Origin of the sequence: Methylophaga sp. (genome assembly GCF_965655755.1) — a bacterium.
GTDB lineage: Bacteria > Pseudomonadota > Gammaproteobacteria > Nitrosococcales > Methylophagaceae > Methylophaga.
The window spans coordinates 1-13,130 of record NZ_CBFHHW010000015.1; the positions used below are offsets into that span (position 1 = coordinate 1).

The 13,130-nt window shown below is 46.5% G+C and carries 10 protein-coding genes; 5 read left to right on the forward strand and 5 right to left on the reverse strand.

Annotation, left to right across the window (positions count from 1 at the left end; translation table 11 throughout):
* The 5 genes from ACTF5U_RS06515 to htpG all read right to left on the reverse strand — a co-directional run.
* The coding region (locus ACTF5U_RS06515) for a UvrD-helicase domain-containing protein (protein ID WP_438970833.1) at window positions 1-1,024 on the reverse strand (1,024 nt) is incomplete at its 3' end.
* Complete coding sequence (gene recC / locus ACTF5U_RS06520) at window positions 1,021-4,236, reverse strand: exodeoxyribonuclease V subunit gamma (protein WP_438970834.1); 3,216 nt, start codon at window positions 4,234-4,236, stop codon at window positions 1,021-1,023. The genes recC and ACTF5U_RS06515, both read right to left, overlap by 4 nt.
* 34 nt (window positions 4,237-4,270) lie before the next feature.
* A complete protein-coding gene (locus ACTF5U_RS06525; protein ID WP_438970835.1) occupies window positions 4,271-5,542 on the reverse strand; it encodes an NAD(P)/FAD-dependent oxidoreductase in 1,272 nt (423 codons plus the stop codon).
* Between the two features lie 75 nt (window positions 5,543-5,617).
* On the reverse strand, window positions 5,618-6,505 hold the full coding sequence (gene hslO / locus ACTF5U_RS06530) for an Hsp33 family molecular chaperone HslO (RefSeq protein WP_438970836.1): 888 nt from the start codon (window positions 6,503-6,505) through the stop codon (window positions 5,618-5,620).
* An 88-nt stretch (window positions 6,506-6,593) separates the two neighbouring features.
* Complete coding sequence (gene htpG / locus ACTF5U_RS06535) at window positions 6,594-8,501, reverse strand: molecular chaperone HtpG (protein WP_438970837.1); 1,908 nt, start codon at window positions 8,499-8,501, stop codon at window positions 6,594-6,596.
* 186 nt (window positions 8,502-8,687) lie between these two features.
* On the opposite strand from htpG, the gene ACTF5U_RS06540 reads away from it, so the two are divergent.
* From ACTF5U_RS06540 to ACTF5U_RS06560, 5 genes are all read left to right on the forward strand, one after another.
* The gene (locus tag ACTF5U_RS06540; protein ID WP_438970838.1) at window positions 8,688-9,440 is read left to right on the forward strand and encodes an endonuclease/exonuclease/phosphatase family protein; all 753 of its coding nucleotides are present in this window, start codon (window positions 8,688-8,690) and stop codon (window positions 9,438-9,440) included.
* Window positions 9,441-9,442: 2 nt separating this feature from the next.
* Window positions 9,443-9,838, forward strand: coding sequence for a YkvA family protein (locus ACTF5U_RS06545; RefSeq protein WP_438970839.1), 396 nt, complete (start codon window positions 9,443-9,445; stop codon window positions 9,836-9,838).
* 48 nt (window positions 9,839-9,886) lie between these two features.
* The gene (locus tag ACTF5U_RS06550; RefSeq protein ID WP_438970840.1) at window positions 9,887-10,162 is read left to right on the forward strand and encodes a YrhK family protein; all 276 of its coding nucleotides are present in this window, start codon (window positions 9,887-9,889) and stop codon (window positions 10,160-10,162) included.
* Window positions 10,163-10,252: 90 nt separating this feature from the next.
* Entirely contained in the window at window positions 10,253-11,146 is an 894-nt protein-coding gene (gene gluQRS, locus ACTF5U_RS06555; protein ID WP_438970841.1) for a tRNA glutamyl-Q(34) synthetase GluQRS, read from the forward strand.
* 291 nt (window positions 11,147-11,437) lie between these two features.
* On the forward strand, window positions 11,438-13,120 hold the full coding sequence (locus ACTF5U_RS06560; RefSeq protein WP_438970842.1) for a methyl-accepting chemotaxis protein: 1,683 nt from the start codon (window positions 11,438-11,440) through the stop codon (window positions 13,118-13,120).
* The last annotated feature ends 10 nt before the right edge of the window (window positions 13,121-13,130 follow it).

The window sequence follows — 13,130 nt, forward strand, 5'->3', positions numbered from 1 at the left end:
CCTGTTGCAGATTCAGTAACAAATCATCAAAGGCCTGAAGTTTCAGTTTTTGTTTACGTTTGGGTAATTCCTCACGGAGGTAATCGGCCAGTTGCATGCGTAATCGCTGTAAAGCGACCTGACGACATTGATTAAGCTGAGAGTGCGACTCAATAAATCGCTCAGCATGTGCCCAAAATGGATTTTCAGGTAGGGTTTTCCCTTTCTTTAAAGCCGCTTCAAGGCGTGCACGGGTAAACCGGTCTAATTGCTCAAACACCTGATCAGGAAGCTGCGCTTCTTGTGTCAATGCTTCCAGCATGTTCAACCAGTTTGTGACCCAGTCCGACCGGTATTTATTGGCTGCAAGCAAGCTATTATCCGTCACAATATTGATGACTTCGGCGTGATAATTTGCCCAGCATTTTTTCAACGATTCAAAATCGGTTTCAGCTTGTAACTGCGCTTTGGCGATATCAACTTCAGGTAACGGCAGGTATGTCAGGTAGGGTTTTCCCGGCAAATTCCCTACAGCTTTTAACAAGGCTTCCGGTGTTTGTTTCTGAGCCAGTAAAAAACGGGCAAAGTCGGCATCTGCTGTGCTGATATGACGGCGCCAGAAGTCATCAACAACAGCCTGTTTTAATTCTTCTTCATCCGTCACCATTTCCACATCAAAGAAATGACCACTCTCAAAAGCAAAATCCTGTAACGCACGCTGACAGAAACCATGAATGGTAAAAATGGCAGCTTCATCAAAACTCTGGATAGCCAGCTTGAGTCGTTTAAGCGATGCTTGATCGGCCAGTTCGTCCTGGCTGAGTTTTTGTCTTTCATCCACCAGACGCTTACGCAAACGCCCGCGGAGTTCCTCTGTTGCTGCCCGGGTGTAGGTCACCACTAAAATGTTTTTCACTTCCAACAGTTTTTCAGTGATCAAGCGACAATACAGTTCGGCCAACGTATAGGTTTTACCGGTACCGGCACTGGCTTCAATCAGATTCAACCCGTTCAGTTCCACCTTGGCGGCATCAAACAAGCTCATAGTTCACCGCCCTGAATGTGCAGCTGAATGGCGTTATAAACCCGTAATGCCAGTTCTTTAAACTCATTACCCAGTGGTGATTCCCGGTAGAGCTGCCGGTAATAGACATCTTCGCCTTCACCCGGAAAGTCCCCGCTGGCTGCCCATTTGTCTTGTGCTTTTTTAATCGCTTGTTCCGGCTTCTTACCAAAACTTGTGGCAGCGAAAGCGAGACTGCTCTGATCAAAGAACTTAAGCGGTAAATGACAACCCTGCCAGTAAAGCGTGAGTAGGTCCGCCAGAATGTGTGTTGGTCCGGTGACAGGCAAAAACAGATAATCTGCATCCTGCAGAACGAGGCGGGTTTCAAGTTTAATGCCTTCCGGTTGCAGGATATTCAGGATCAAATGATCGATCCAGGCAGCTATCAGATCCTTGCCTTTCTTTTTCGCCAGACGATAACGTAATAGTCCCTGCTCGCTGACCTGCTCCAGTTGTCCGCTGATCCGAAAGTTATCGATCTCCAGCGCTATCGGCAATGTAATGGGTCCATTATCTGGTAAAACCGGACGTAGTTTTTCGATAAACGCGTCAACGGTTTCTGATTCTCTTTCAAACCAGGCATCACCTATCAAGCCCTGCGGCAACATGCCCGTTGCCTGAACCAGAGGCTTTAATCCTTCATCACTGAACGGGGTCAGGTTTGATTCCAGTAACCACTGGCGTAATTGCCAGCTTTCCAGATGGTCTAAGGCAAACGGTTCGCGACTTTCCAGTTCTTCTTCATCCAATTCAAGCCTGATGCCAAGGCGTTCACGCAACAGAAACTTAGCTGGGTGAGCAAAAAAACGGATCAGTTGATCACGTGAGATCTGCCGCCAGCTTTCATCTGCTTCCGGCAAAGGTGAATCAAACCAGGCTTGTTGTTCGCCGATTTCCTGAGTTGGGCACTGCGCCGCATTGAAACTGAATAGGCGATCATTTTCACCATCAAAGTAACGCCGGCTGAATGCCTGTAATGGATGTTTGGTGACTATCTGTTCCAGAATGTTTTGACCACTCTGCATTTGAAAACGCTCAGACAATAAGTCCTGCAAGTCACTGACTAATACCGATGGTGGAATATCGCTGTTATCCACAATGCTGGCGCCAACATAGCTTATGTAAAGTAATTGCTGCGCTGATAATAACGCTTCCAGAAACAGGTAACGGTCATCATCACGACGTGAGCGATCACCTTCACGATGATCATTTGCCAGTAAATCAAAACTCAATGTTGGTTGACGGCGTGGGAAGACTTCGTCATTCATCCCAACCAGACACACCACATCAAACGGTATGCTGCGCATTGGCACCATGCCACAGAATGTCACCCCATGACCGAGAAAACGATGCGTGTTATCGACGGGTTCCAAATGTGATTGCAACCAACTGAGAATAAGTTCTGAGCCAATATTTTTCTCAAAACTGGCTTGTTCAGCACTGCTGCTGAGCCTTTCAAGTTGGGTTCGAATGGCAGTCAGCTCAATCTCAAATACGCTTTCCTCCAGCCCCTCAGTCTGAAAAAATGCATCCAAACACTGATTGAGCTGCGTCTGCCAGTCAGCAATTGAATAGCGTCTTGCCAACCTCTCGCGCCATGTATCCAAAGCATCAATAAAGTCACACAGAGCCGCGACGATATGGGCTCGCTCACCACTGATGCCATCCATAGCCAGCTGTCCATCAAACAAACGCCACGGCTGTCCGGGCTCTGTTAATGGCATGGCATACCCCAACAATAACCTGTCCAGCCCGGCACGCCAGGTATTGGCATTTGTATCCGGCAAGTCCAACGCGGCTTTATCGCTCGCATTCAGCCCCCAGCGCGTGCGGGTCTGCTGACACCACTCACGAATCCAGCTTAATGCGGCATCATCCAGTCCGAAACGTTTTTGTACTGCGGGGCATTCCAGCATCGCCAATACCGTTTCAACATCAAACCGGGATTGGGGTAACTGCAAGACGCTATAGAACGTATTAATTAAGAGACTTTCCTGCTGACCACTACTATCAGCAATGCTAAACGGAATTTTTCTCGCTGGATCGGCAGTTGAAAACACCGCTTCTATCCATGGTGCATAGACATCAATATCAGGCGTCATCACCACAATATCGGTGGGCGTGAGATCGGTATTCTGTTCAAACATCGCCAGTAACTGATCCTGCAGAATTTCCATTTCACGCATTGGGCTATGACAGATTTGAATGCTGATGGAATTATCGTCATCGGAAACGGGCGTTTGTTGCCCCGGCATCATCTCAAAAATATCGTCTTTAAGTTGAGACAACATGCTGTCACCGTCCGGCTCAACAAAATAACTTTCATCGTCATGCTGTGTTTCTTGCAGTTGCCTGAAAAACGCCTGCCCCTGTTTACCTAAGCTTGCCAATAGAGGATGACCGGGCTCAATCCCAATATCTGTGTCATCAAAATCAAGCTGTAACTGTTGTTTTTGATGCTTTTTGGCATCGATGATGTCACCCCAATAATGTTCGCTGGGTGACAGGTAATAAAGCGTAATGTCGACAAATTTGGAGAGTAAATCCAGAATCTGCAGATATACCGGAGGTAAGGCCGATATGCCAAAAATACTAATTCTGCGGGGCAATCCTAACGGCGCTGTTTCCGCTTCACTCAGCAAGGCGAACATTTGTTCTAACAGACGCGCCCGATGCATGGGCTGTGGGTCATCTGCTGTTAACATTTGCCAGAGTTTTCCCTGCCAACTGGTTCCCTGTCCCTGCTCCCAGGCAGTGATCCAATCAGGACGATACATCAAATACTGGTCAAAGGTATCAGCGATACGCTCAGCGAGTTCATATCGCTTGAGGTCATCTGATTGCTCCCCCAGATAGGCGGCAACCGATTCAAAGCCGGGTTGCTGTGATGCATCGGCCAACAAGTCAAATAAACGCCACGCCATGGCCTCTTTGGCATAGGGTGACTGTATGGGCACATCAGGCCAAAGCTTACGAAACAATTGCCAGATATAGGCAGAAGGAAAAGGAAACTCAATATTGGCTGAAACGTGATGCCACTTAGCCAGTCGCAGCGATAACCAGCGTGACAACTCATTACTCTGAACCATGATGGTTTCAGCTTGCAGCGGCGGTAACGGTTCAGATAGAAGATGTTCAGCAAGTTGAGCAGCTAATTGCCCAGTGTCATTACTGTAAACAATCTTCAGCATCCGTGACTCCTTCGCAGTAAACGACCCATAACCGTTATTTCAGTTTGTTAAGACCGAGTATTTTTAATAGCCAGATTTCCAGTTTTGGTTCCGGAAAACCTTTTTTCATTTTGAATAAAAAGTATTTCTCAAACGCCGTTTTCGCCCACTGTACCCATAGCCCTTTTTTCATCCATGCCACATTCCGTGGCGGGATTTGAGGTTCGGCAATAAACGCCGCCCCAGTATGCCCTAAATCAGCCAGACAAATAGCATTCATACTGGCTTGTATCTGCAGTTCACGCCCTTCAATACTGGCCTTGATATTCTCCACAGCCGCTTTGGTCATACTCTCAATCATAAACCCTGTTTTGGGTACACCAACCGGAAGTGCTGTCGCCTCAACGGGCGGAATGGCAATACATACCCCGGTACCAAAAATATTAGGATATACCGGGCTACGCTGATACTCATCGACCTTGAGAAACCCTCTCGGGTTGACCGCATCTTTACCGAGATTGACCACACAGTCGACACCGCTAAAGGCCGGGATCATCATGGCGTATTTAAACGGTAGTTGATGAGTTTTAATCGTTTCAGCCTGATCATCAAGCTGCTCTACCAACATTTTGCCGGATTCAACCGATTTGACGCGTGTCTGCGTCAGCCATTTGATATCGTTCATACGGAACTCAGACTCGAACAGGCTTTTGGAGTCACCGACACCACTCACCCCCATATGACCGATATAAGGTTCTGGTGTCACGAAGGTAATGGGCACGCGATGACGCAATTTGGCTTTACGCAGTGCCCGGTTCAAAATCATCGCATACTCATAGGCCGGACCGTAACAGGATGCGCCTTGTACGGCTCCCACCACGATTGGACCGGGATCTTTAATGAAGTCCTGCCAGCTCACATACGCATTTTCAGCGTGGCCTACGGTGCAGATCGATTCGGTAAAGCCATCCGGGCCGAACCCCTCAATTTCATCAAAAGCCAGTTTTGGCCCCGTCGCAATGATCAGATAGTCATATTCAATCTGAGCTTCATCCCCTAAAGTCAGCTTATTGTCTTCTGCGTGAATGGTTTTCACGCCACAGTCATAAAAGCTGATACCTTTTGCCGAGAGCGATGGCTGAAGATCAAAACTGATTTGCTCTCTGGTACGCCATCCCACCGCTACCCATGGATTGCTGGGGACAAAATGAAAAATGGGCGTGTTGGAGATCACTGTCACCTGATGTGAATCACCCAGCGCCGCTTTTAATTCATAAGCGGCGGGTAAACCAGCGGTGCTGGCACCAATAATAACCACGTGAGCCATAAGGGGGATCCCGGCTATTCTCGAATAAAAAGACTCAAACTAGTACTTTATGCATGGCATAGCAAGCCAATGATATTAATGCAGCGTGTCAGGATCACTTTCAGCAGAGACTGTATCAGTGAATAACTCCGTCACATCAACGCGATCAAAGTGATAGTGTTCGTTACAAAACTCGCAAGCGACCTCGATACCGCCTTCGCTGTCGATTATTTCTTCTGCTTCCTGCTGACCCAACATACCGATGGTTTCAGCTACCCGTGCACGGTTACACGTACAGGCAAAGCTTAAGCTCTTTGGCTCATACAAGCGTACTTGCTCCTCATGAAACAGGCGATGCAGTAATGTTTCAATTTCCAGTGTAAGCAGCTCTTCGTCGGTCACAGTTGAAGCCAGCTGACTGATGCGAGACCAGTCTTCTTCAGCGAGTTCTTTATGGCTTTCTTCGCTGGGCATTTGCTGCAAAAACAGACCTGATACATTGTGATCATTGGCACTCAGCCAAATTTTAGTAGCCAGCTGTTCGGATTGTTCGAAATAAGTTTCCAGTGTTTCAGCAATACCATCTCCCTGAACACTCACAACACCCTGATACGGTTGTTTGGCATTTTCTGCTTCAATCGTGATAGCCATGTTGCCTTCACCAGTGAGATCGGCTAAACCAAGCTCATCCGCGACTTCACCTTCCCATTGTGCAAATGCGCGTAAGGTATTGTCACTGGTGCACTCGACCATCATCAAATTGACCGGACCTTCTGAACGAATTTGCAGCACCAGTCGGCCGGTGATTTTAACCGTGGCCGTAAGCAATGCCGCGGCCCCCATCATTTCGCCTAACACGCGACGTATAGCGGTTGGATATTCTCGACGGTTCAATACTTCCTGCCATGTTTCCTGCAGGCCAACCCACTCACCGCGAATGGGGGCGTTATCAAAAATAAAACGTTGTAAACAATCTGACTTCACGTGATATCCCACTTGAATTAAATCGGCTGTTTAAAAACAAAATGGCCGGACTTATATCCGGCCATTCTATCGTATTCGCTGTGTGAAACTAAGCGATCTTCAACAACAGCTCGTTAATACGTTTGACGTAGCTGGCCGGATCTTCCAGCTGACCACCCTCGGCCAGTAAAGCCTGATCAAAAATGATAGATGTCCAGTCAGTGAATCGACCGTCATCTTTTTCATCTTTCAATTTGGCGACCATTGGATGTTCGGGGTTCAGTTCCAGAATAGGCTTGCTACCTGACACTTCCTGACCGGCTGCTTTTAACATCCTTTCCAGATTAGCACTCATGTCATAGTGATCCGCGACCAGACAAGCTGGAGAATCCGTCAGACGATGTGTAATACGTACATCTTTGACGTTGTCTTCCAGTGTTTTCTTGACACGTTCCACCAGGTCTTCGAAGTTCTTATCGATTTCTTCGTGTGCTTTTTTCTCTTCTTCATCTTCCAGCTCACCCAGATCGAGGTCACCTTTGGCGACCGACTGCATGTGTTTACCGTCAAATTCTGTCAACGATTGCGTCAGCCATTCATCAACACGATCGGTGAGTAACAGCACTTCAATGCCTTTCTTACGGAAGACTTCCAGATGTGGGCTATTCTTGGCTGCCGCAAAACTTTCAGCAGTGATAAAGTAAATTTTATCCTGCTTGTCCTTCATGCGGCTGACATAGTCTTCCAGCGATACTGTCTGCTCCTGGCTGCCGGTTTCAGTGCTCGAAAAACGCAACAATTTCGCCAAACTGTCTTTGTTAGCGAAGTCTTCGCCCGGACCTTCTTTAATCACCTGGCCGAACTCTTTCCAGAATTCCGCATATTGCTCAGGCTCATTCTTCGCCATTTTGTTCAGTTCACTCAGTACCTTCTTCACTGAGGCGGCCCGGATGGTATCGATGGTTTTGCTGCTTTGCAGAATTTCACGCGATACGTTCAATGGCAGATCATTGGTATCAATCACACCACGGATAAAGCGCAGGTAACGTGGCATCAACTGGTCGCTGTCTTCCATGATAAAGACGCGTTTCACATACAGCTTGATGCCATGCATGCGGTCACGGTCCCATAAGTCAAATGGCGCTTTTGACGGGATATAAAGTAGTGACGTGTACTCGACATTACCTTCAACTTTGTTATGACTCCAGGTCATTGGATCCTGAAAATCATGTGCAATCTGCTTATAGAACTCTTTGTATTCGTCGTCAGAGATATCGTTCTTCGCCAAAGTCCACAAAGCAGTGGCTTTATTGACTGTCTCATCGCCCTGATCGGCTTCATCAATTTCACCGTCTTCATTGGGCACGGGTTCTTTTGCCATCAGAATCGGCAGGTTGATGTGATCCGAATACTTACTGATGATGTTACGTAAGCGCCAACCATTTAAAAACTCATCTTCTCCCTCACGCAGGTGCAGTGTAATTTCTGTACCACGTTCCGGCTTTTCAATGGTTTCAATGGTGAATTCACCCTCACCCTCTGATTCCCACTTCACACCATGTTCAGCGCCTGAACCCGCACGGCGGCTGCGCAAAGTCACTTTATCAGCAACGATGAAGGCAGAATAAAAGCCCACGCCAAACTGACCAATAAGCTGTGAGTCTTTGGTCTGATCACCTGTCAGGCTATCGAAGAACTTACGGGTACCGCTGCGTGCGATGGTGCCGATATTATCAATGACTTCTTCACGGTTCATACCAATACCGTTATCGGCGATAGTGACCGTTCTGGCATCCTTATCAAAAGAGACACGAATGTTCAGATCGCCATCTTCTTCATAAAGTGCATCATCTGATAATGCTTCAAAACGTAACTTATCCGCCGCATCAGCTGCGTTCGAGACTAATTCGCGTAAAAAGATTTCCTTGTTTGAGTACAGGGAATGAATCATCAGATTCAATAACTGTTTAACTTCAGTTTGGAAACCCAATGTTTCTTTATGTGCATCAACGCTCATTGAAATAATGCCTCCGTATGGCTATTTGTTTAACTGCTCTTGAAATGGGGTCAGTGTTCTATAAAATCAAGAGCAAATAAAATGCATACTTAAACCTTGCGTTTTTAGATGTCTCGTCACATTAAAAAAGCAACAAATGAACCGCATACTGCTGTAAGGTTATTCTATGATTGGAATTAATTTTTAATGCCACAAAATCAGCTTCGAATACTTACCTACAACCTGCACAAAGGCTTCAACACCGGTAATCGCGAATTTACGCTTCACCCTATTCGTGACGCTTTGGTAGCGACGAATGCCGATATTATGTTGTTGCAGGAGATTCAGGGTGCGCATAGTGAACATGGTCTTACCCATCAGCACTGGCCGGAAGAACCCCATTTTGAGTTTCTGGCTCGCGACGTCTGGCCACACTATGCCTATGCCAAAAATGCGGTCTATAGTGTCGGGCATCATGGCAATGCCATACTGAGCAAATACCCACTGACAAAATGGGAAAATATCAATGTCTCCCCTTTCACCTGGGCCAGCCGTAGCTTGTTGCATGGTGAAATCACATTACCAGGAACCGGTGAAACGTTACATATCATCTGCATCCATCTCGGCCTGATTGGTATGGAGCGACGCCGACAGTTCACCAAGCTGTGTGATCGCATTGATGAATATGTACCTCACGATGCGCCTTTGATTGTCGCCGGCGACTTTAATGACTGGGCGGGACAGGCAGAAAAAAGACTGTCCCAACACCTCAATCTTAAAGAAGCTTATCGGACCTTGCACAATCGCTATGCACGCACCTGGCCATCGTGGATGCCGATTTTAAAGATGGACCGGATTTACTACCGTGGCATGGAACCGATTATCTGTGAGCGGCCCCCTCACTCCACCTGGAACAGACTGTCCGATCACTCACCATTATTCGCCTCCTTTGAATTCTGACAATGGCCTCATCTCTGTGGTCAAAGCAGCGCTGGCAAACTTGGGCTTCTAAACTAACACTTCAGGGATACGCTCTATACTTTACCTGGCAGGATCCTCGCAGTCCGAAACTAGTGAAACTATTGGCATGGCTGACTATTGCTTATCTGTTCAGTCCGATTGATCTGATTCCAGACTTTATTCCGGTACTGGGTTTGCTCGATGATCTTTTGCTTGTTCCCATTATGTGCTGGTTGGTTATCAAGCTGGTTCCAAATCATATATGGCAGGACAACCTTGAACGGGCCCAAACCAGGACTGTCGAGGTTCAGTTTCGCTGGATGGGTGCTGTCATTGTGATTATCTGGCTCCTCGTTATTCTGCTATTGGGTATGAGCTTGTATCATTACTATGAATGATTAAATGAGATTTTAGCTCTCTTTAGAGGATGTATAAGGAAGAACGTAATGGCTACAGATGTGAACGACAATCCCCTGACGTTGACGATGGGACATGAACAACTGGTTATTCGTCGTCGTTATGAAGTTTTGAGCATTCTGAACGATTTTCTGATCGCACTCTGGTTTCTGTTAGGAAGTATCTTTTTTCTGTATCCAGAGTTGGAAAAAACCGCTATCTGGTTCTTTATCGTTGGTAGTGTGCAATTTTTAATTCGGCCTATGCTTCGCCTGGCTTCACTCATCCATTTACAAAAAACACCCGAAAGTCATTGGCAACAATAATCTGTCGACAAGGAGATAACGTTGATTATTTTGATAAAATCGAGTGAATTCACCGTAATCCTATAAGCGAGTCCTAATTTTTCGGTAGCCATGACCAACGATTCACGTCTTTACGTCGGGCGTTTCGCCCCCTCTCCGACGGGACCACTGCATTTTGGTTCCTTAGTCGCTGCCGTTGCCAGTTATCTCGATGCTCGCAGTAACGAGGGAAGCTGGCTGATCAGGATGGAAGACCTCGACAAACCACGCGAAATGCCGGGTGCAGCTGATGACATATTACGCACGCTAACCGCCTTCGGCTTTGAGTGGGATGGTGAGGTTGTCTACCAAAGCCAGCGCTATGAAGCCTACCAGGCTTCGCTGGATAAACTCATCAGCAGAGATCGGGTTTACACCTGCAGTTGCAGCCGTCGTGAAATCGCCGCCATTGCCCATGCGGGAATAGAAGGTCCCGTCTACCCGGGTACCTGTCGATCCGGTATGAGGCAAACCGAGAAAGCTCAGGCCTGGCGAATCAAAGCCAGCGCCTCACATGTCATTTTCAACGACTTTTTTCAGGGCAATATCGATCACCAGATGAAACTTGATATCGGTGATTTTATACTGAAACGTGCCGATGGTTTGTTTGCTTACCAACTGGCTGTTGTGGTGGATGATGCTGAAACAGGCATCACAAATGTAGTACGCGGTGTCGATCTGCTCAATTCCACCAGTCGTCACATCCTGCTTCAATATCTATTGACACTCCCATCGCCGCAGTATGCCCATATTCCAGTGGTGACGAATGCCCAGGGCAAAAAACTGAGCAAGCAAACTCACGCTGAACCGGTTCATGTCAAGCATGCCGGTCATTATTTAATTGATGCCTTTCATTTTCTGGGGATTGATACAAGCTATTATTCAGCATCTGAAAGTCTGCCAGCACTCTGGAAACAAGCAGTAAAAGACTGGCGCCTTTTCGCCGTCCCCTTCAAGGCGAACTAGTGCCATGTTTTATCATCACAAAAATTTAACATCGTAGCCCTTAACTTTCAGCAATAATGGTCGCTAACACATAAACAATCGTGCACAAGGCTTTTCGGAATGCTTAAAAATATCACCATAAAAAAGAAACTTTTCTTATTAGCCTTGCTGGTTACTGGCTCTTTGGTTTGTTTATTTATCCTTCAGTTTGTAGGAATCAAGAAGATTGCCAACTTTGAGGAGATCGCAGTTTTATCGTACCAATCGGAGGTGGAGATGTTGAGCCTGCGGCGATCTGAAAAAGATTTTTTGATGCGCAATGACCTTAAATATTCCGATAAATTTAATGACAATATTCAAACGATGCTTGAGCACCTATTCACTGTGGAAAAAAAATTAGCATCGTTTCCAAAGGAAGCTGATCTTGCCTCGCAGTTGATTGACATTATCAACGAGTACCAGAACAGTTTTAGCCAAGTCGTTGAAACGAAGAAAACGATAGGCCTTGACCCCAAATCGGGGCTTTATGGATCGCTGAGGAACTCAGTGCATGAAGTTGAAGAAATTCTCAACAATGCCTCTTCTGATGGACTGCTCAAAGACATGTTAACGCTTCGTCGAAATGAGAAAGACTTCATGCTTCGTGGTGATCTGAAATATCTACAAAAATTTCAGGACAATATTCAGACATTCAAGGAAAACCTGGATAGCAGTTTTATATCCTCCAGCCAGATCGTTGCAATCAATAGTGCACTCAAGGCATATGAAAAAGATTTTGTGGCTCTCGTCAATGCTGAAAAAAAGCTGGGGTTGAGTTCCGACGAGGGTCTGCGCGGTGAAATGCGCAGCGTTATTCAGCAGTCAGAATCATTGTTAGCAGATCTTCAATCCGGTATAAAGAATTCGATTCCCAAACAAATTTTCATAATTGAATTGATAACGGTTGTCACTTCCGTACTGCTTTCAGTCATCATTGTCGGTTTCATTTTATCACTTGGTAAAGGTATTAACCGCTCCGTTGCCTCGTTGTACGACACCATGACCAAAGCCAATCAAACCCGCGATCTCACTCTTCGGGCTAGTATTGATGGTGACGATGAAATTACACACATGGCGCAGGCTTACAATGCCATGACTGAATCTTTCCAGAAGCTGATTAATGAAGTCATTACCTCAGCACACACGGTGAGCTCTGCCGCAGAAGAGTTGTCAGTCATTACCGGTCAAACAAGCCAAGGGGTCATGACTCAGCAAACGAATACTGAACAAGTTGCCACTGCAATGAATGAAATGACAGCAACGGTTCAGGAAGTTGCCAAGAACGCAGCAAATGCATCAATGAGCTCTCAAGAAGCCGATCGGGAAACGGAACAGGGTAAACAAGTCGTTACCCTGAGTGTGACAGGCATTAAAGAACTTGCCGCCATGGTCAAAACAAATGCTGATGCAATTAACGACTTGCAAGTTGAAAGCGAAAATATTGGAACCGTTCTAACCGTCATTCAGAGTATTGCCGAACAAACGAATTTGCTTGCTCTCAACGCAGCCATTGAAGCTGCTCGAGCAGGTGAGTCAGGTCGAGGATTCGCCGTGGTTGCCGATGAAGTTCGTACCTTAGCCCAGAAAAGTCAGCAATCCACCGAAGAAATCAAAACGATCATTGAACGACTGCAAAGCGGAGCCAACAAATGTGTCGAAGGAATGAACCGCGGACAAAACATGGCTATGGAAAGTGTTTCGCAAGCCGAATCAGCCGGTCAGTCTCTTAACGTCATTTCAGAACGTGTTCTGGCTATTCGTGATATGAATACATACATTGCGACAGCAGCAGAAGAACAGTCTGCCGTGGCTGAAGATATCAACCGCAACATCAATAATATCGCGATGATTGCAGATGAAAATGCCACCAGTACCTCAGAAACCACAGAAACCAGCCAATCACTCACCGAGCTGGCGAGTGACTTACAAAGACTGGTGAATCAATTCAAAGTGTGACTATACTCAC

Coding starts and splice junctions, on each gene's coding strand:
- ACTF5U_RS06560 (WP_438970842.1), top strand. CDS start 11,438: ATGCGCAATGACCTTAAATATTCCGATAAATTTAATGACAATATTCAA.
- ACTF5U_RS06550 (WP_438970840.1), top strand. CDS start 9,887: ATGGCTACAGATGTGAACGACAATCCCCTGACGTTGACGATGGGACAT.
- recC (WP_438970834.1), bottom strand. CDS start 4,236: ATGCTGAAGATTGTTTACAGTAATGACACTGGGCAATTAGCTGCTCAA.
- ACTF5U_RS06545 (WP_438970839.1), top strand. CDS start 9,443: ATGGCCTCATCTCTGTGGTCAAAGCAGCGCTGGCAAACTTGGGCTTCT.
- gluQRS (WP_438970841.1), top strand. CDS start 10,253: ATGACCAACGATTCACGTCTTTACGTCGGGCGTTTCGCCCCCTCTCCG.
- htpG (WP_438970837.1), bottom strand. CDS start 8,501: ATGAGCGTTGATGCACATAAAGAAACATTGGGTTTCCAAACTGAAGTT.
- ACTF5U_RS06540 (WP_438970838.1), top strand. CDS start 8,688: ATGCCACAAAATCAGCTTCGAATACTTACCTACAACCTGCACAAAGGC.
- ACTF5U_RS06525 (WP_438970835.1), bottom strand. CDS start 5,542: ATGGCTCACGTGGTTATTATTGGTGCCAGCACCGCTGGTTTACCCGCC.